Consider the following 20,319-nt stretch of genomic DNA (forward strand, 5'->3'; position numbering starts at 1 on the left):
GTTCATTCTAAAACAAGACCCTCAGTCCTAATTACAAGGCTGAGGGTTTCTATAGTATAATATATTATTTTAGTTATATCACTTACAGCAACATAAAGTAAATAGTTACAAGCTTAAATTTAAGGTTAATATTCCAAAGAGAAAAGAGATATTACCACAATTTAAACAATCCAACTGCTGCTTTAGCAATTTTATAAACAGGAGTTTCAAGTTCCCTTTTCACATTCTTTAATTCCTTGCGAATTTCAATGTTCTGTGGGCAGTGTTTTTCACATTTCCCACAATCCACACACTGAGATGCGCTACTTGGTGTCTTTCGCATTACAGTACACATTATATAGTCACGCCAACCTGATTTTCTATTCTCTGAATATATCATATTGTAACTGTGGAAAGCACCTGGAATATCAACCCCCTTGTGACATGGCACGCAGTAACCACAGCCTGTACATCCAACCTTCACATTCTTATTTATCTCACTCTTTACCTGGTGTATTAAAGCAAAATCCTCTTCTGAAAACTCACCAACTTTAACTTCTGAGGCAACCCTTATATTTTCTCTTATCATATCAAGGGAATTCATGCCAGATAGAACTGAAGTAACTGCCTCTTGGTTCCATAACCACCTAAAGGCCCATTCAGCAGGTGTACGCTTTCTTAAATCCTGTTTGAAAATATCCTTTGCCTTTTCAGGAAGCAGATTTACCAATCTTCCACCTCTAAGTGGTTCCATTATAATAACTGGTATACCCTTTTTATTTGCATAATCAAGACCTCTTCTACCAGCCTGACTGTGCTCATCAATGTAATTGTATTGAATTTGGCAAAAATCCCAATCATATGCATCTACTAATTTTATAAACATATCCGTACTTCCATGATAGGAAAATCCTATATTTCGGATTTGGCCTTTATCCATTTTTTCCTTTATCCAATCTTCTACCCCTAAAGCTTTTAGACGCTCCCAGGTATCCACATCTGTGAGCATATGCATCAAATAGTAATCCACATAATCTGTTTGCAGCCTCTTTAATTGTTCTTGAAAATACTTTTCCAGACTATTTTTAGATTTAACCATATAGTGTGGAAGCTTGGTTGCTATATACACCTTTTCTCTGCAAGAGTTTCTTTTAAGTATTTCCCCAAGTGCTGCTTCACTTCCTACATAAACATAAGCAGTATCAAAATAATTGACACCGCTTTCGATGGCTTCCATCACTTCTTTTTCAGCTTTGTCCAAGTCAATGCTGGTGCCTTTTTTCGTAAATCGCATGCATCCATAACTAAGAATAGATATGCCCTTCCCTTTCCTATCTTTTCTGTACTGCATAACTTTTTTGTTTCCTTCTGATTCCATTAAGTACATCCCCTTATATTTAATTAATGCCAATATTGTGGATTCAAAAAACACCGATTCTTTATATTGTATATATGTTCTAGTAATGAAAATACATTTTAGTAATTACTAAATAATCACAACCCTAAATTACAAAGGTATAAACTTTAATGGAATATATATATGGAATCAGTGCTTATTCTTCTTAAATTATTATTTTCTCAAAATCTTATCCATGACTTTTCCTTTTGCTAACTCATCGATGAGCTTATCCAAATAGCGAATTTCCTTCATAGTTGGTTCTTCGATATCTTTCAATCTGACACCACAAACCACACCTTTGATCAAAATCCTGGAAGGATTAAGCTTAGGAGCTTCAGCAAAGAAGGTCTCATAATCTATCTGTTTTTCCAGTTGGACTTCTAACTCCTCCTGGTGTATCCTGTGAGCCAAAGGATGATTTCATCCACTTCCGCTTTAGTACGTCCCTTTTTCTCCGCCTTCGTAACCAAAAGAGGATGTACTCTTGCTATGCTCATTGTATATATATTATGTTTGGCCATAATAAAACCTCACTTAAATAATTTTCTTAAATAATACTATTTATTATATCACAAGAATAGTCCTATTTTTATGTAAATCCTATACAATATTTGATATTAGTAACAGCTAAAATCGCCATTATTTATGATATGGTTCTCCGTATTAGTTTCAAGTGAGGCTTTTAACATATGCTTTGTTAGCTCTCAAAATATAATAGAAATTTTTTCAATTCTATTTACCAAATTCATATTTATCTTTCTTTTTATTAAAACATATCTTGTTAATTCATCATTATTTACGATACGGTATTTTATCTGTAAAAATAGTCTTAGGCAAGTTATATAAATGACTAAGACAATAAACCTTATTTATTTGTGATTCAGTTCTCCTTAATTAGTATAACTTATGCTTTTTTATGTAAAGAAAAAAATATATACTTCTATCTCTTGAGATAAACATATTTAAATACCTTTTATTAAAAAAATTTTAAGTTATTAAATTCTTGTTATCTTTAGAAACTGCTTGGCAAGCACTACCAGAAAGAGAAGAAGGAGTTATATTAAAACTTTATCCGTTAAGTTAGATTTCCTTACTTATGATTATGGAAAACAAGAAATTTCCACACAAGTGTGTCAATAACTTAATTTATAAAAAAACCTTGATAATATATTTCAATATTATCAAGGTTTTTTTATAAAACGAAGTTTAGTATCATACCTAAATTTAATTTAGCAAATACTTCTTATTAATTGTGATAATTTCAGCCTAAAATGATATTCTATTTTATCCTCCTCTTAAGCTTAGAAAAGTTTACTCTTTCTCTTATCTAGTTCCTTGTCTAACTTTCTATATTTATTTGTATATTATTTTATATATAAAATTTTCATCTATTTCTTCTTTACTGCAATCCAAATTTCACTATATTTGCTATCAGTTCCTTTATCATGTTCAGTAAACGATATTCCAGGAGCCTTCACTAGCTCATATCCTGATGATGGTAACCACTCTGAATATATTTGTGCCCAAGTATTTTGAAGAGTCATAGGGAATGGTCCTTCATTAGGAAATATAGCCCACGTCAATGCAGGAACAGAAATTTCATCTAAATCCTCAAACTTATTATGCTTTTCTGAAACAAACCCTATCATATGGGCTAATTCTCCCTTTTCTTCCAATATTCCATCATCAAAATCGTAAGACGCATTCACCACTCTATGAGGGTACATATCCTTGAACTCATGCATTTCAGCTCTTTGTTGATCTGATATACTCTTAGCAAGTTCTAAAATAACATTATTCACTCCTTCAAATTGTATTGGAACCCTTTTGCTCACTCCAATAATATTAAATGCTTTTTTCTCTTCAATTCTAAAATCCATAGAAACTCCTCCTCTAATATTTAAATAAAATGAAAGCTTAGGAAAAGATTTTTGAGCTTTGGTTTTAATAACTTCTGAAGGCAGAACACCCATCCATCCTTTAAATGCCCTAGTAAATCCATCTACTGACTGATACCCATATTTAAAAGCTACATCAGTAACCTTTTCTCCCTTTATCAAATCAGTATTGGCATTTGCCAATCTTCTATTCTTAATATATTCACTTAAAGACATTCCTGAAATATAAGAAAACATTTTACGAAAATGATAATCAGATGCTCCAACAATTTGAGCGATTTTTTCTACTTCAATAACCTCGGTCAAATTATTCTCTATATACTCCATTACCTTATTAAACTCCTGTAACATTCTTTTCCTCACCTCTATTTCTATAATAAATATTTTTAGATATTTCTACTCGATATTTTCTATACTACATTTATCGTATCATATTAATTTAAGAATTTTCTTATTTCATATCCTTAAAAAACTTGAATCTCTTTTAGTAATTTTCACACAATTTCCTTAAGGAATTTTTATAATTCATAAGATATGTCTTGTATATTTGTAAAACCTTATGCTTTAATATTTATAAAAAATCTAACTGATATCTAAACAATATGTTCATTATTTATTTAGACATCAATTGCAATTTATCTTTTACTTAATATTATTTACTTTTCATTATAACATATTTTGTAAATATGCTATTACTTACAATACGATGTCTTCAGCTACCTCAAACTACCCAATCCTCACAATTCCATACTTCTGTTACAATATCACTATAAAACTCTGGTTCATGACAAACTAGAATTATGCTACCATCATATTCCTTTAATGCACGCTTAAGTTCACTTTTAGCATGAATATCCAGATGATTTATGGGTTCATCCAAAACCAATATATTGGAAGGTCTATTAATCAGCTTACATAATCTTACTTTAGCTTGCTCTCCTCCACTTAGTATATTAATAGGACTTTCTATATGCTGCCTTGTTAATCCGCATTGAGCAAGACTTCTTCTAACTTCTGTCACCGTCATATGTGGAAAGGTATCCCACATATCCTTTAACACTTCAGTAGTATTATTTTCTGTAATTTCTTGCTCAAAATAACCAATTTTTATATATTCACTTAAGCTTATTTCCCCATCTATAGGTTTTAGAAGTCCAAGTAAGCTTTTTAGAAGAGTTGTTTTACCAAGTCCATTGGCCCCAATTATTGCAATTTTTTCTCCCCTCTTCATCTTTAAATTTAGAGGCTTACTTAAGGGTTCATTGTAACCTATAACTAAATTGCTAGTTTGAAGAACTATACTTTCTGGTATGGCTACACTTATAAAATTGAAATAAGGCTTTATCATATCTTTTTTGATTTCTATTCTCTCAATTTTATTGAGCTTTTTTTCTCTTGCTTTAGCTTGTTTTGCAGTTGCTGTTCTCACCTTATTTTTTCTTATATAATCTTCGAGCTTTTTAATTTCCGCTTGTTGCTCTTTATACTCAATGAGTCTCTGCTCTTTCCTTATCTCATAAAGCTTAACAAAATAATCATAGTTCCCTTCATATCTTGTTAGCTCCTTGTGTTCAAGATGATAATCTACATTTACTACACTATTTAAAAAGCTATTATCATGAGATATCAATATAAATGCATTCTTATACTCTATCAAGTAACTTTTAAGCCATTCTATATGCTCCTCATCCAAATGGTTAGTGGGCTCATCTAACAGTAAAATATCTGGCTTTTCTAAAAGCAGCTTAGCAAGTAAAATTTTAGTTCTCTGACCACCACTTAAAGCAGAAACTTCTTTATCTAACAGCTCCTTAAATCCAAGGCCAATTGCCATTGCCTGTATTTTTGAATTAATGGTGTAAAAATCACTTTTATCTAATATCTCCTGAAATTGAGCTATTTTAATTAAGGCTTTATCCATTTCTTCTGTATTCATATTACCAAGATTATTATATAAATCATTAATTTTATTTTCCATATTATATAGATTTATAAATGCCTCTTTCAAGAAATCTATTGTGGTAACTCCTACTTTTAAATCCACAAGCTGATCCATATACCCAATGGTGAATTTTCTATTCCATTGAATATTACCGCTATCGGGCAAAATCTGATCTGTAAGAATTTTCATAAAGGTTGACTTACCCTCTCCATTAGCACCAATTAGACCAACATGTTCTCCCTTAAATAGATTAAAGGATACATTGCTAAAAAGTATTCTATCACCAAAAGAATGGTTCATGTTTTCAATTGTTAAAATGCTCATAAACTGTGCACCTCCTTGTACCCTCATATATAATAATATCATCCATCAGTACAAGGACCCAAGGTTGCAAATGATTCTGTAATAAATATAACCACAAAAGAACAAAAGCGTTTATTCACACACCTCTTAAGAAGCTACAATTACTTGGAATTTTTTGTAATACCGTAAAAGCCGCTAATATCAGGACTTTGACGACTTTATTTTAAGTGTAGCAAAGTTGAACTTTTTATATAAGAATAAAGGTATATTTCCATAGTAAAAACTACGAAAATATACCTCAAATATAGGGAACCAAAGTCAAAGCTTAACTTATAAATGAACCTACCTTGGTTGCTCTAAAGCTTCTAGAAAATGAATACTTTCATTCTTTATCATGGAAGCTCATCTCACCCATATTTTTTTTGATTTCTAATTATTCTTCTAATGCTGCTTTCCGTTAAGAAATACTGCTCACATAGAATTTTCACAGACGCTCCAGAGGAATACTTATAAAAAATTTCTTTATCCCTAGCCTCAAGCTGCCTTTTGGTTTCAGTATTTTCTCCCCAGGACTTCTTATTTTCATTCTTTCTAGGTATATAGATATACCCACCATCAATATAGTCTTGAATTAATTCTATTATATTATTTGGTAATATATTTTCTGCTTTCTCATATTTCATAAATCTTCGCTCCCATCTACATTTAGTTCCTAAATGAAGATGCAAAGGCTTAATCAAATATGAAAAACTCAATTTTTATTTATTAGCTCCAAGCATAAGTTTTTCATATTTTACAACCTTTGCATGGAGCCTACTACTATAGTTAGACACATATACATTCACTTCCTACTCTTTTTTTCTTTATAATTATCTATTATACTCGAAACACTATAGATTTTTGCCATATTTCTTTTAATATTTTTAAACGTAAATCTATGGTATTTTATAATACATTACTCTGAACACGCTTCATAACACCATTTTCCATAATATCGTATATTAGTGAGACTAAATCTTCTGCAGGTAATATTTTATCCTCCCTGAACCAGTAGCTCATTATGCCTATCATAGCTGAAAGAACAAATTCTAGGATAAAGTCAAATTCTATAGAATTTATATCGTATTTTCCAAGGAATGCTTGCCTAATAACAGGTTTTGTTGAGTTTTTCAGCTTGCTTGCAAAAGCAGGATCACCATTATCACCAAGTAACACAGAATAGTATTTGCTGTTCTGCTCATAGAGAGTAATAAACATATCAAGTGGCATCCCCATATTTTCATTTGGTATAAAAATTGGAGGCAACTCATGAATTGTAGGTATGAGGGATTTCTCAATCTGCTCTAGTACATCATAAACATCTGTAAAATATTCGTAGAAAGTCCCTCTGTTGTAGCCTGCTTTCTGTGTTATTTCCTTAATAGTTATTTTTTCAATTCTTTTTTCACAATATAAGCACCAGAATGCATCAATTAAGTTCTGCTTGGTCTGTGCGGTTATTTCGAGCTGCTTTTTCATATTTTCCTCCTGTATTCCTTATTCCGAACTGAGCAAATATTAATTGTTCAGTGTCCTATTTCATTTCCCTATCCCCATTAGAATCCGACATTCATCCTCTGATTGTTGGTTGATGGACAATTAAAACACAATTATACTGTAAATATACAACAAGTTGTCGGATAATACAAGGAGGAATAATACATGATTACAATACTTTGTTCAGGTTCAAGAGGAGATTTTCAGCCATATATCGCTCTTGCACAAGAGCTTAAGAAGTTAGGAAGAGATGTTCGTATTACTGGTATGAGAGAATTTGAAGACTTTGTTAAAAGCTATGGCATAGATTTTTATCCTATACAGGCAGATTTCAAATCCCTTAATGTTGATGAGAACATGCTTAAGGAAGCCCAATCAGCAGACAACCCATTAAAGATGCTTTTAACCTTCAATAAAATGAAAAAATATGGGTTAACCATAGCTAATGAATTCTATGCAGCCTGTGAAGAAAGCGAATTAATTATTTATCACCCTGGTTGCACCATCGGTTATTTTGCCGCTGAAAGGCTTGGTATACCTGCTATTTTGGCTTCTCCCTTCCCAATGCACAAAACAAAAGAGCAGACCTCTGTAATTCAGTATGGAAGAGTTAAATCCTCTCCATTTAAAAATATAATTAGCTACCATATGCTTCAAAGTATGCTGTGGCTAGCATCAAACAACTCAGTGAAATACCTTTGGAAGAAAGAATTCGGAGGACTTCCTAAAAATTTTGGTAAGCCTTATGAGCGTCATACAGTGAAAACACAACCTGCTGTTATATCCTGCAGTAACTTTGTTTTCAAAAGACCAAGTGATTGGAATGAGAATATACATCAATATGGGTATTGGTTTGTAAATGAGCCAAATGAATATACTCCTTCAAAGGAACTAGCACATTTTTTAAGTTCTGGTGAAAAGCCTGTCTATATTGGGTTTGGTAGCGTATTTCATGAAGATCAGAAAGATGCCTTATCTAAACTGATTATAGATGCTCTTTCAAAAGCTAACAGACGTGGAATAATCTGTGGAATGGGTAAGCTTCACAATTTACCAGAGAATATAATAGCTATAGATAGCATACCTCACTCCTGGCTTTTTGATAGAGTTGCAGCAGTATGCCATCACGGAGGGGCAGGAACTACCTCTGCAAGTTTTGCAGCTGGTGTTCCAAGCGTTATTATACCTTTTGCCAACGACCAACATGCTTGGGCTCATAGAGCTTATGACCTTGGAGTTGGTTCAAAGCCTATTCCTATAAAGAAGTTAACTTCTGATAATCTGGCTGAAGCTATTAACTATGCCCTTCAGGATAAAATTGCCCAAAATGCAAAGATTCTAGCAGCAAACATCTCCACTGAAAACGGTGCTAGAGAATGTGCAAAAGTTATTGTACACAGTCTAAGGAGGTAATTCTATGAAAAACCTTCAAAATTGGCACAAGACTTTCTTTACCATGTATATAGGTCAAGCCTTTTCACTTTTAAGCTCCAGTGCTGTTCAGTTTTCAATAATCTGGTGGATTACTCTTCAAACAGGCTCTGCTATGGCCCTTACAGCTGCAAGCGTAGTGGGCCTCCTGCCACAGGCCGTAATAGGACCCTTTGCAGGGGTTTGGATAGATAGATTCAACCGTAAAACCATAATGATAATTGCTGATAGCGCTGTTGCAGTGTCTAGTCTTTTTCTAGGTCTATCTTTCTTTTTCACTACACCTTCTTTGATATTTATTTACTTCATTTTGTTTATCAGGGCCTTAGGAGAAACCTTCCACAAGCCGGCAATGCAGGCAGCCATCCCACAGATTGTCCCTGAAAATCAACTTACTAAAGTTGGAGGTGTTGGACAAATGATTCAGTCAGCTTGCTCTATGGTGGGGCCAATGCTTGGAGCCTTTTTAATGAGTGTCACAACTCTTCAATATGCAATGGTCGTTGACGTACTAAGTGCTTTCTTAGCTGTACTGACACTTTCTTCGGTTAAGATAGCAAAGCACACTGTGAATTCAACCAAGTTCAGTATTATAGCAGATATAAAACAAGGTATAAGGGCTATAAAAGCAAATAAAGCACTAATGACAGTGTCCATTCCAATACTTCTTTCAACAATTGTTTTTGTACCTATGGGCACCCTGTTACCCTTAATAGTGAAAGAATACTTCCATGGTACTGCCTGGCATAATGGAATTGTGCAAACTCTATTTTCTAGTGGAATGCTTATAGGTGCAATGGTAATAAGCATAACTGGAGGAATAAGAAAGCAGTTTCTCATGATTTCTGTGGGTATATTTACCTTGGGAGTTTGCTCTTTAGTAGGAGGGACACTTCCTTCTGGTGCCTTCTGGATATTCTGTATAGTTATTTTCATAATGGGTACAACGGGGATGTTGTCTAATATTCCGTTCACCGCTTATATACAAAAGACAATACCGCAGGAAAACTTGGGTAAGGTTATTTCCCTAGTGACTAGCGTAATGAGCTTTGCGGCTCCTATAGGAATGTTTATAGCAGGACCTTTATCTAGTTTAATAGGCATTAGCTCCTGGATGATATGTGCAGGAGTATTGATGCTTATAGTTGGAATCCTATGTTATATACTAACCAGAAAATATGATAAAATAACTTTAAATGAGGTGATTTTAAGTGAATAAAATTTTTAAAAGGATTTTATTTATGCTATTGCTTTTGTTGTCACCTCTAGCAACTGTAGCTGTATTGGGTGCAGCTTATATTGCTTTTAGAATGATTACCGGTGTGGAGTTCGCAATAGCTCTAAGCTCTTTCAAAACAGTTATTTATAGTGTTAAGCCTTACTTCCCCTACTTAACCATAATACCAGCAGCTTTATTTATACTCCCACAACTTCTTAAAAGCAAAATAAAAATTAAAAACTTGAGAAAGTAGAAAACTACCCACAAGGCATGCTAAGCTTTAAACCAGGCTTTCCTTGTGGGCTTTTTATATTTGTACTTAGTTATATAAGCACTGATAAACTATTTGCAACTCGTACTTTACAATCTTTTAAAATATTAAATATACCTAAGCTCACTTACATATGCAACATATTTAAATATATTAATAAGCATAAGCACACATTAAAAAATCTCATTTACTTATGATACGGTTCATCGTACTTTATCCTAAACTGCAGCTTCAAAATTTTGTTTACCTCATATTGTACCAGAGAGTTAATCATAAAAAACATTTTTTTAGCCAAATAAACCTTATCAATTAGATTTCTCTCTTTATATTCAAGTCACTCACCTTTAGTCCATTTGCTTTAAGTTGCTGACGCCAGCCCATTTCTGCCCCAATTTTATAAGCAAATCTAGGAAAGTTAGGAGAAACATATTTATCTTCTAATGTGATTATGCCTTTCTAGTAATCATTTATCTTCCTACAATCTCAGAAACTCTCTTACTAAATTCCACCTGTTCACTAGGTGTATTATTTTCTAATAGTAAGCTATTTTGTCCTTTTATATGCTTATCAAAGAAAGCTAAAGAATAATCATTAACTATCTTTATGCATACAAAAGAGTCTACAGTACCAACTCCAAGCTTTTGTGCTAAAAATGGTGATATTCTTGGAAGATCTGTAAAGTTTAAATGTCCTGACTCCTTTATGAATAAGGAGTATGCAGCATTAGTAGAATTATTATACGCCTGGATATTGGGTAGGTAAGCTGACTTTTTAGCTTCCTCCTGCTGAAATAAGGAACCATACATTAACATAAGTGGTTTAGTGAACTTCTCTTCTGTGATGATTTCACTATTATCACTATTTAAACCTTTTATATCTCCTATCATTGTTCCATCAATAACAATAGCAGCCTTCACATCATCACGTACTCTCGCAACCTGAGCTGATGCAGCTCCACCAAGAGAATGCCCAAAAAGCCCAATGTTATTTAAATCCATGTGTCCCTTTAAAAATTCTCCATTTGTTCCAAGGTTTCCTGCTTTAAGACTATCAATTACAAGGTTTATATCTTTAGTTCTTAAATCAAGCCAACTATGGGTGATATCAAAAGCCTTTTGACCTTTAATATCATCTACCTGAACTCCTATGGCCTCATTTAGAAAATCATTGTTTACAATTGCTACCTTTCCATCTGCAAAAGAAGTGTAAAAAGCTTGATATGCATGATCTATGCTAGCTACAATATAGCCGTGACTAGCTAATTCCCTACAAGTTGAAGCATTACTCATACGCATTCCAAAAGCTCCATGAGAAAATATAACTAGCGGATATTGCTTCTGTATTGTAGAAACTGGTACACCTTCTATATCATACCTAACTTCTGTTTCCTGTCTATCTGAAGGATACCAGAATTGAACAGCAATTTTTCGATTACCGCCTGATTTTGAAAGAGTTTCTGTGCGGTTATTATCTGTAAAATCCATAACCACTGTTCCTACATCAAAGGTCCCTGTTGGTTCTGGAAGTGAATAAAAAGGTATTACCATGGTTGGAATAAATACACACACTGCTAATAAAATTAATTGAAATACGCGGCCTATGCTAGCTTTCACTCCATGTTTTGGTTCCTTAGAATTACCCTTGAAAATTTTCTGAATTGAAACTAAAAACATAGTGATTGTGAATATATAAAGTGGAATAAACCTTGCTGCTACAGTATCCTTGTCAATGAAAATATGAAGTATAAGAACAACTACCGCAGCTAAAGGAATAAAATCAATAGAGCGAGGGGCCTTCTTACTAGTGATTAAAGGCCATACGATCACTGTCATATTTAATACTACTATAATGATTTCTAGAAAAGTTAACATAATAAACCTCCAAAATTTACAATTCGTTATATATTAATTGTAAATCTTAGGAGGTTTTTACACATGTGTCTTGGGTAACAACTTTAGTCATAGTGACCTATGACTTGGGTCATATTATTTTATTTTAGATATATATTTTAACTAACAATTGAAGAAATCAAAGAACTTTTGAGAAATAACATACTTGTTATTTTTTTGAAGCTACCTTAATTGCGTATAAAGTTAATTTGCTTCTATCATCTATTTCCAATTTGCTATAAAGATTGCTGATATAATTTTTAACCGTCCCCACTGAAATATAAAGTTTCTTAGCTATTTCAGTATTAGACATTCCCTCTCCCACTAGGTGGAGTATTTCTCCTTCACGTTCCGTAAGTTCTGATATATGATTTATAACTTTAGTAGTATTCATGTGAATCTCCTTAGGAACCTCATGGTGCGTGGATTCTTTTGTTGAGCCGGTTATGTGAGAAATCACCTTTGCTGCAATTTCAGGCTGCATTATTGAATTCCCTTTATAGGCATCTTTAATGACTTCCACCAGCTTTTCTGAAGAAAGATCCTTTAAAATATATCCCACAGCACCGTTTTTCAAAGCTTCTATTATAAATTCGTCATCATCGAAGGTAGTTAAAATAATAACCTTAACCCTTGGATACTGTTGCTTTATGACTTTTGTACATTCTACCCCATCCATCACAGGCATCCGGATATCCATGAGGATTACATCAGGCTTGGCACTTTGAAGCTTCTCTAGTGCATCTTTTCCATTTTCAGCAAGCTCTACTACAGTTAAATCCTCCTCTAAATCAAGAAGAGTCTTAAGTCCTTCTCTCATGAGTCTTTGGTCATCTGTAATCATTACTTTAATTTTCATTTTCTATAACACCTCACAAGGAATTAATACCTTTGTCTTAAAGCCTTTACCTTGGAAACTTTCAAATTCCACAGTTCCCTTTAGACTTTCAACTCTTTCCTGAATCCCCTGGGTACCATACCCTTTTTTCATATTTGCACATCCGTAGCCATTGTCAGAAATTCTTAAATTGATATCATTTTCCTGCTTTTCCATATAAATTTCAATTTCACTGGCCTGTCCGTGTCTTATGGAGTTTGTAATACTTTCCTGTGTAATCCTAAACAGCGCAACCTCATGCTGTGATGCTAGCTTTATATTTTTTGGAAGTAAGTTGTTTAACACAATTTTCACTTTGGTGTTCTCCATAGTTTCATTGATAATAGCATTTATGGAAGCGAAGAAAGATTTTTCTTCCATAACTTGAGGTCTTAGTGCTTTTATACTGCGTTTTACCTCATTAAAGCCACTTCTTGATAATTTCTGAGCCTTTTCTAGTTCCATAGGTAGTCTAGAAGGGTCCTTTGAAGACAGTTTTTTACAAGCTTCTAGCTGGATAATCAATGTTGTTAAAGTATGAGCAAGAGTATCATGAATCTCTCTAGCCATTCTAGTTCTTTCTTTTTCCACTGTAAGCTCTTCTGCTATTGCTGAAGTTTCTATAAGCTTCTTATAGGTTTTTTCCAGTTCAGCCTTGGTCCTTGCCAGCTTTTCCTTTTCCCGAATCTGCACCTTTACCAAATAGCTCATCCCAACTACAAAGGCTATAGAAACCCCATAATTAAAAAACATAGCAAGAAATGATTGCATAGCTTGAGTAAATCCACTTTGTATAATGAAAATAAAAAAAGTAGAACCTAAATACACAGCCACTAAAAAAATTGAATATATAAAGGGATGTATAATCACCGTTGAGGATACAAAAACGAAAAATAAAAGTAGGTTAATATTTTCTTTATCAAAAAAGCTTATGGATAATATGAGAATCATTTCAATAGCCATACTTGTTATTACATAACCTATAGCTTTGTTCTTTGAAACTATGAAGTAATCTCTTGAATAATTAGTAAAAAATATAAATACTATAATTGGTATAATTCGTGTCAAGTTTTGAAAATTGTTGTTTACAATTAATAAAACTGTGGCAGAAATGTAGGTAAATAACTTTATCCCATTTGTAAAGTTTCTGATATCAAAAATCCTTGTCATAAAATCCCCCCATGACACCATTCTTCTAAATTCTATTCCTTTAGATGTTTTTCTATTCCAAATACTACCTTTATTATATGCTCTGAGGAAATCCTTGGCAACTCACTGTAACCCTTCAAGTTGGTTTGCTCTTAACTTCGCCATTACCCTTAATAGGGTTACTTATAGAAAAAATAGTAGCCCCCCACAGAAAAAGGATAGCTACTATTTTAAAATTTATATTATTACAGTTCTTTATTCACTATTTCTCCATTGATCCTATTTATAAACGCTCCTAAATCTAAACTTCCTTCATCTCCGTTATTTCTGCTGCGTAAAGAAATCTTTCCTTCCATCTCTTCCTTTTCTCCAACAACAATAATATATGGAACTCTTTCATTTCTAGCTTCTCTAATTTTATATCCTATCTTTTCATCTCTATAATCCATTTCAACTCTTATTCCTTTAGCTCTTAGTTGCTCTTTAACTTTCTCTGAATAATCGTTGAATTTATTTGATATAGGAAGTACTTTTACCTGAACTGGTGAAAGCCAAGTTGGGAATTTTCCTGCAAAGTGCTCTATTAGTATTCCAATAAATCTTTCTATACTTCCGTATACAACTCTATGAATAACTATAGGTCTATGCTTTTCTCCATCAGCCCCTGTGTACTCAAGTTCAAATCTTTGAGGTAACTGGAAGTCTAATTGAATTGTTCCACATTGCCATGTTCTACCTATACTATCTTCAAGATGAAAGTCTATCTTAGGTCCATAGAAGGCTCCATCACCCTCATTTACTTTGTACTGCAAATTCAGCTCATCTAAGGCACCTTGTAAGGATTCTTCTGCTAACTTCCAGTCTTCATCGCTTCCCATAGAATTTTCTGGTCTTGTAGAAAGTTCAAGATTATATTTAAATCCAAATTTCGAATATACCTTATCAATAAGATCTATAACACCTTTTATTTCAGATTTAATCTGACTAGGTAGCATAAATATATGAGCATCATCTTGTGTAAAAGCTCTTACTCTCATGAGTCCATGCATTGCACCTGAAAGTTCGTGTCTGTGAACTCTTCCAAGTTCCCCAACTCTCATTGGAAAATCTCTATAGGAATGAGCTTCTGATTTGTACACCATCATTCCACCAGGACAGTTCATTGGTTTTAGAGCAAATTCTTCCTCGTCAATTACTGAAGTATACATGTTTTCTTTGTAATGATACCAGTGACCTGAAGTTTCCCATAGTTTTTTATTAAGCATTATTGGAGTTTCAATTTCTACATAGCCCGCTTCATTATGAAGTATTCTCCAAAAATCAATTAAAATATTTTTAAGAACCACACCTTTAGGTAGCATAAATGGGAATCCTGGCCCTTCTTCTGCAAAAGTAAATAACTTTAATTCTCTGCCTAATTTTCTGTGATCTCTCTTTTTAGCTTCTTCTAAATTGTGCAAATGAGTATCTAATTGAGCCTTATTTGCAAAGGCAACTCCATAGACTCTTTGAAGCATCTTATTCTTTTCGCTACCTCTCCAGTAGGCTCCTGCTACACTTAAAAGCTTAAAGGCTTTTATATATTTTGTAGAAGGTATATGAGGTCCTCTACAAAGATCAATGTATTCACCTTGTGTGTATAAGGATATTTTTTCATCCTCTGGAAACTCGCTAATAAGCTCTTCTTTATAGGTTTCTCCTTTTTCCTCCATTAGCTTAATTGCTTCTTCTCTTGAAATATCAATTCTCTCTAAGCTTAAGTTTTCACTTATTATTTTGTTCATTTCTGCTTCAATCTTACTTAGATCATCAATAGATAGTGGATTTTCAATATCAAAATCATAATAGAATCCATTGTCAATGGAAGGTCCAATGGCAATCTTTGCGTCTTTATAAATTCGCTTGACTGCTTGAGCCATAACGTGAGATGTAGAATGTCTCAAAACTTCAATTGCTTTTTCATCTTCATAGGTTAGGATACTAACCTCATCATTTTCTTTTAATTTGTAGCTTAAATCCACTAGGGTTCCGTTTACTTCCCCCACTATTGCAGCTTTAGCTAAATTTTTGCTAATTGAGCTTGCAAGGTCATAAATACTTGAGCCATCTGAAATTTCCTTTACTGATCCATCTTTAAGTTTTACACTTATCATACCTCATTACCTCCTTCTTCTAAATTTTAATTTAAGTCACATTACAAATCTGCCTAATTTTTGATATAAAAAAAGCATCCATCCCGGTCTTGGGACGAATGCATAATATCCGTGGTTCCACCCAAATTGAATTAAAATAATTCAATTCTTCTCAAAACATTTTAACGATTTTCACCGATGGCATTTTACGAAGTTTGCTACTCAGCCATAGCTCCAGGGTAGTTTTTCTTATAGTCATATTTAGGAATGCTTACAGCCGGTGACACTCCCTCTCTGAAAACTGTTTCTATAGTACTTTTCCCTATCTTAGCCCATTTCATATCTGATTTTAGAAAAGTAAATACTACTTTTCTCTTATTAATATTATATATTATCATTTCTTTCATATGTTGTAAATACATTTTGCGAATCTATTTTGAAATTTTTGAATTTAATAACAAATTACTTCAACCTATAATTTAGAGGCAAGCTGTAAGAGCTTCTGCCTATTACCTCAAAATAGGATTATATCACCTTTTTTCTTCTCTACCGCCAATGTGGTAAGAATTGCAACAAGCTTTTCTCTTAAAATTTAAATTTATCTAGTGCACGGTAGCGAATGATTCTAACATTGAAATACTTGATAATAACCCTGCAATAAATGCAGCACCTGCACCTGTACCAAAAGATGTAAATTCTACTCCCTTATTACTTACTAAATATCCTGGTGTCGAGAATACTAATACTCCAACAATAAGATCAAAACTTGAATTTGCAAAAACTATAATAATTGTACTGTTTACAGTATCTACTTTATCATCTAAGTATGAACCATAGGTAATCATACCCCTTCAGCTAAAGTTGTTGAGAAAAATCCTGAGCGTAAGCAAAAACCCAAATACTCTGGTTTAAACAATGCCTCAAATCCTATGGCAGAATCATTTAAACGTACTGCATTAACATAAAATCTCTGAGGCTATCATATAACCTCAGAGATAATAATAGAAGTTTAAGTCTCTATATTAATTCTTATTTTCCTATTGGTTCAAGATGTGCTGTGAAGTGTCTAAGAACTGCTGGCTCCCATGTAATTCTGTATCCTTTAACTTCACTAGCTCTTTCTTTAATAGCAATCAAAGCTTCTGCCATAACATCAAAATGAGCTTGTGTATAAACACGACGTGGAATTGCTAGACGTGTAAATTCAAATTCTGATTTCAACTGTTTACCTGTATCAGGATCATTTCCTAGCATATATGATCCAATATCACAGGTACGTATTCCAGCTTCAATGTAAAGTTCTATTGCAAGAGCTTGACCAGGGAATTCATAGTATGGAATGTGAGGAAGCAATGCTTTAGCATCTATAAACACGCCATGTCCACCTACTGGTGATTGGTATGAAATACCACCATCATCAAGTCTTCCTGCAAGATACTGCATTTGTCCAATACGATATCTTAAGTAATTTTCATCAAGTCCCTCATAAAGTCCAATTGCTAAACTTTCAAGTTCACGGCCTGAAAGTCCACCGTAAGTAATGAAACCTTCAAATAAAATTGTTCTTTCTTTACAAGCTTGAACTAACTCTTCATTATCTTTAATTCCAATTAATCCACCCATATTTACAATTGTGTCTTTCTTAGCACTCATTGTAAACATGTCAGCATATCCAAACATCTCTTTAACAATCTCTTTTATTGATTTATCTGCATAACCTTCTTCTCTTTCTTTTACGAAGTATGCATTTTCAGCATAACGCGCAGCATCAATACATAATTTTATACCATATTTTTTACAAACCGCAGCTGTTTCTCTTACATTTTGCACAGATACTGGTTGTCCACCCGCTGAGTTGTTTGTTACTGTTACAACAACAAGACCAATCTTTTCAGCTCCATACTCTCTAATTAAGCTTTCTAATTTTTCAATATCCATATTTCCTTTAAAAGGAGCTCTCTTCGCTGGATCTTTAGCTTCTGCAACTACTGCATCAATTGCTCTAGCACCTGTTGCTTCTACGTGTGCTCTTGTTGTATCAAAGAACGTGTTAGAGATAGAGTACTGACCTTCTCCTAGTAATAATCCAAACATAACCTTTTCTGCAGCACGACCTTGATGAACTGGTTGGATATAGTTATAACCAAAAATATCTTTTGCTGCATCTACAAGTTTAAAGTAACTTGATCCACCAGCATAGGCTTCATCACCTCTAACAATACCCGCCCACTGTTCTTGGCTCATTGCATTTGTTCCACTGTCTGTTAATAAATCAATATAAACATCTTCTGCTCTAAGATTAAACACATTGTATTTTGCTTCAGCAATTTTTTGTATTCTTTCCTCACGTGTAAGCATTTTAATTGTCTCTACCATTTTAATTCTAAACGGTTCTGGCATATATTTTACGCCCATTGTAATCCCCCCATGACTTTTATTTTAATTTATAATCAAGTTAAAAATTAATAACTTCTAAATAAGACATAAAAAGTAAAATACTTTGTACTTCTAGATATGCCTATAGGTATCATCTATTATAAGATGTGTCCTCAATCACTAAGCCATCACTTACTATTCCCAATTTATATTCTTTTTCGATTATTCAGACAATTAATTTTACAAATTAATAATCCCTTTAATATAATATTATCATCGTAATAATTTTTAGTCAATAAATATGTTGTTAATTTGCCTATTCATATTTAATTTCTTATATTATAACTATTTTATATACCATGCCATTGCATTTATGTAGCTTTTCTTCTATTACTTAGATAATATTTTATTATGTTGATAAAATATTATTAGTATTTTTATTTTTATAGTGATAAAATATATTTATAAATTATAAAGATATAGCTTTACGAAATTATAAGAGTAGGTGAAAATATGAATGATAATACATTAAAACAATATAGCATTCTCGTAGAGTTTTTAGGAAAAACCTTAGGACCAGACTATGAGGTTGCTTTATACGATATTGGAAGTGAAACTAATTCCTTAGTAGCCATCGCAAATGGCTATATCAGTGGTAGAACCATAGGCGCCCCCATGACAAATATGGGATTAAATACAATCTCAAATAAGCTTTATATGCATAGTAACTACAAATTAAACTACCCCGGGATTTCAAAAGACCAGAATATACTTAGATCCTCAACTATGTTTATCAAGGATGAAAACGAGGAACTTGTGGGAATGTTATGCATCAACTTCGATGATAGAAAATTTGTAAATCTCAGCAATGAAATAATGCAGCTTTGTCACCCAAATGAATTAATTGAAAAGCACTGTACCTATGAATCTGTTAATACATTATCAGATGATGAAGTTGAGACATTTTCTGGTTCTATTTCTGAAGCAACTGAAAATGCCCTTAATAAAGTATTGTCTTCAAAGAACATTCCTCTTGATAGATTAACCCAGGATGAACGACTGGATGTTATTGATATTTTAATTCAAAAGGGTGTTTTTATGCTAAAAGGTGCTGTAAGTGAAGTGGCAAAACAACTTCATTGTTCAGAACCAACCGTTTATCGTTATATTAACAAACTAAATAAAGATCCGGATAATGCATAACTCAAAATCCATAGTGTGAGGTGTAATAATGAAACCTGAGAATATTATTATAAGAAGATTTGAAAGTAGTGATAGTATAGAAGTATGCGACATAATAAAGAGAAACTTGATTAAAGTAAATAGCAAAGACTATCCTGCACATATTATCAATAACATGTGTGATCTTTACACTTCTGAACACATAATAGAAATAGCTAAAGCCCGTGATATATATGTGGCTGAATTAAATGGTAAGCTTATTGGCACTGCAAGCTTAGATAAGCATATTATTTGTGCAGTTTATGTAAATATCGATTATCATAACCGTGGTATAGGTAGAAGACTAATGTGTTTTATTGAAGAAGTAGCTAAGCATAAGTCAATTAAATTTTTACGTTTACATGCAAGTTTGACATCATTAAACTTTTATTACACCTTAGGCTATAAATATATTGAAGAATTAAATGATCCTGAAGCAGGAAAAAGCACTCTTGTTGAAAAGGTATTGTTTTAGTTGATTCCTTTTTTTCATTTACTGTATATTTACTTTTAAAACACAAAAACACTCCCCTTGAAGTAACAGATTTTTCATTTTAAAATCTATCTACTTTAAGGGGAGCACATCATTTTAGCTATTATATTTTCTTTACGTCTAACTCACAAAAGGGCGTAATATATTTTCCAATTTGTTATATGGATTTTCATATTATATGAGATAATTTTAACTTCCCCTTTA

16 protein-coding genes, 1 pseudogene and 1 other annotated feature are annotated in these 20,319 nt (G+C 32.9%); of the genes and pseudogenes, 5 read left to right on the forward strand and 12 right to left on the reverse strand.

Annotated elements, in window-relative coordinates; genetic code table 11:
- Nucleotides 1–151: 151 nt before the first annotated feature.
- The 6 genes and pseudogenes from RR409_RS02210 to RR409_RS02235 all read right to left on the reverse strand — a co-directional run bounded on the left by RR409_RS02210 (nt 152) and on the right by RR409_RS02235 (nt 7,039).
- Nucleotides 152–1,357, reverse strand: coding sequence for an aldo/keto reductase (locus RR409_RS02210; RefSeq protein ID WP_332556084.1), 1,206 nt, complete (start codon nt 1,355–1,357; stop codon nt 152–154).
- A 192-nt stretch (nt 1,358–1,549) separates the two neighbouring features.
- Nucleotides 1,550–1,899, reverse strand: a pseudogene (locus tag RR409_RS02215) (DUF2200 domain-containing protein).
- Between the two features lie 867 nt (nt 1,900–2,766).
- Nucleotides 2,767–3,627: an AraC family transcriptional regulator gene (locus tag RR409_RS02220; protein ID WP_332556085.1), complete on the reverse strand. Its 861-nt coding sequence runs from the start codon at nt 3,625–3,627 to the stop codon at nt 2,767–2,769.
- 370 nt (nt 3,628–3,997) lie between these two features.
- Nucleotides 3,998–5,542: an ABC-F family ATP-binding cassette domain-containing protein gene (locus tag RR409_RS02225; RefSeq protein WP_332556086.1), complete on the reverse strand. Its 1,545-nt coding sequence runs from the start codon at nt 5,540–5,542 to the stop codon at nt 3,998–4,000.
- A gap of 386 nt (nt 5,543–5,928) precedes the next feature.
- Nucleotides 5,929–6,204 (reverse strand): CD3324 family protein, encoded by a 276-nt coding sequence (locus tag RR409_RS02230; protein ID WP_332556087.1) that lies wholly within the window; start codon nt 6,202–6,204, stop codon nt 5,929–5,931.
- 262 nt (nt 6,205–6,466) lie between these two features.
- The gene (locus RR409_RS02235) at nt 6,467–7,039 is read right to left on the reverse strand and encodes a TetR/AcrR family transcriptional regulator C-terminal domain-containing protein (RefSeq protein WP_332556088.1); all 573 of its coding nucleotides are present in this window, start codon (nt 7,037–7,039) and stop codon (nt 6,467–6,469) included.
- Nucleotides 7,040–7,222: 183 nt separating this feature from the next.
- Here RR409_RS02235 and RR409_RS02240 point away from each other — a divergent pair, with 183 nt between their 5' ends.
- Genes RR409_RS02240 through RR409_RS02250 form a run of 3 tightly spaced genes read left to right on the forward strand, consistent with a single transcriptional unit; the run spans nt 7,223 to nt 9,960 of the window.
- Nucleotides 7,223–8,470: a glycosyltransferase gene (locus tag RR409_RS02240; RefSeq protein WP_332556089.1), complete on the forward strand. Its 1,248-nt coding sequence runs from the start codon at nt 7,223–7,225 to the stop codon at nt 8,468–8,470.
- A gap of 4 nt (nt 8,471–8,474) precedes the next feature.
- A complete protein-coding gene (locus tag RR409_RS02245; RefSeq protein WP_332556090.1) occupies nt 8,475–9,707 on the forward strand; it encodes an MFS transporter in 1,233 nt (410 codons plus the stop codon).
- Complete coding sequence (locus RR409_RS02250) at nt 9,700–9,960, forward strand: hypothetical protein (RefSeq protein WP_332556091.1); 261 nt, start codon at nt 9,700–9,702, stop codon at nt 9,958–9,960. The genes RR409_RS02245 and RR409_RS02250 overlap by 8 nt, the downstream gene beginning before the upstream one ends.
- A gap of 485 nt (nt 9,961–10,445) precedes the next feature.
- Here RR409_RS02250 and RR409_RS02255 read toward each other — a convergent pair whose 3' ends face one another.
- From RR409_RS02255 to RR409_RS02280, 6 genes are all read right to left on the reverse strand, one after another.
- Entirely contained in the window at nt 10,446–11,849 is a 1,404-nt protein-coding gene (locus tag RR409_RS02255) for a dienelactone hydrolase family protein (protein WP_332556092.1), read from the reverse strand.
- 187 nt (nt 11,850–12,036) lie between these two features.
- Nucleotides 12,037–12,726, reverse strand: a complete 690-nt coding sequence (locus RR409_RS02260; RefSeq protein ID WP_332556093.1) for a response regulator transcription factor — start codon at nt 12,724–12,726, stop codon at nt 12,037–12,039.
- A gap of 3 nt (nt 12,727–12,729) precedes the next feature.
- Entirely contained in the window at nt 12,730–13,914 is a 1,185-nt protein-coding gene (locus RR409_RS02265; protein ID WP_332556094.1) for a sensor histidine kinase, read from the reverse strand.
- A 224-nt stretch (nt 13,915–14,138) separates the two neighbouring features.
- Nucleotides 14,139–16,046 (reverse strand): threonine--tRNA ligase, encoded by a 1,908-nt coding sequence (gene thrS / locus RR409_RS02270; protein ID WP_332556095.1) that lies wholly within the window; start codon nt 16,044–16,046, stop codon nt 14,139–14,141.
- 87 nt (nt 16,047–16,133) lie between these two features.
- Nucleotides 16,134–16,363, reverse strand: a binding site (T-box leader).
- Between the two features lie 264 nt (nt 16,364–16,627).
- Nucleotides 16,628–16,870 (reverse strand): hypothetical protein, encoded by a 243-nt coding sequence (locus tag RR409_RS02275; protein ID WP_332556096.1) that lies wholly within the window; start codon nt 16,868–16,870, stop codon nt 16,628–16,630.
- A 184-nt stretch (nt 16,871–17,054) separates the two neighbouring features.
- Nucleotides 17,055–18,440, reverse strand: coding sequence for a tryptophanase (locus RR409_RS02280; protein ID WP_332556097.1), 1,386 nt, complete (start codon nt 18,438–18,440; stop codon nt 17,055–17,057).
- 474 nt (nt 18,441–18,914) lie between these two features.
- On the opposite strand from RR409_RS02280, the gene RR409_RS02285 reads away from it, so the two are divergent.
- Together RR409_RS02285 and RR409_RS02290 are read left to right on the forward strand one after the other, a co-directional pair.
- A complete protein-coding gene (locus RR409_RS02285; protein WP_332556098.1) occupies nt 18,915–19,604 on the forward strand; it encodes a PAS domain-containing protein in 690 nt (229 codons plus the stop codon).
- 28 nt (nt 19,605–19,632) lie between these two features.
- Nucleotides 19,633–20,097: a GNAT family N-acetyltransferase gene (locus RR409_RS02290; protein ID WP_332556099.1), complete on the forward strand. Its 465-nt coding sequence runs from the start codon at nt 19,633–19,635 to the stop codon at nt 20,095–20,097.
- Nucleotides 20,098–20,319 lie beyond the last annotated feature (222 nt).

Origin of the sequence: Clostridium sp. (assembly GCF_036642255.1) — a bacterium.
Taxonomy (GTDB): Bacteria; Bacillota; Clostridia; order Clostridiales; family Clostridiaceae; genus Clostridium_J.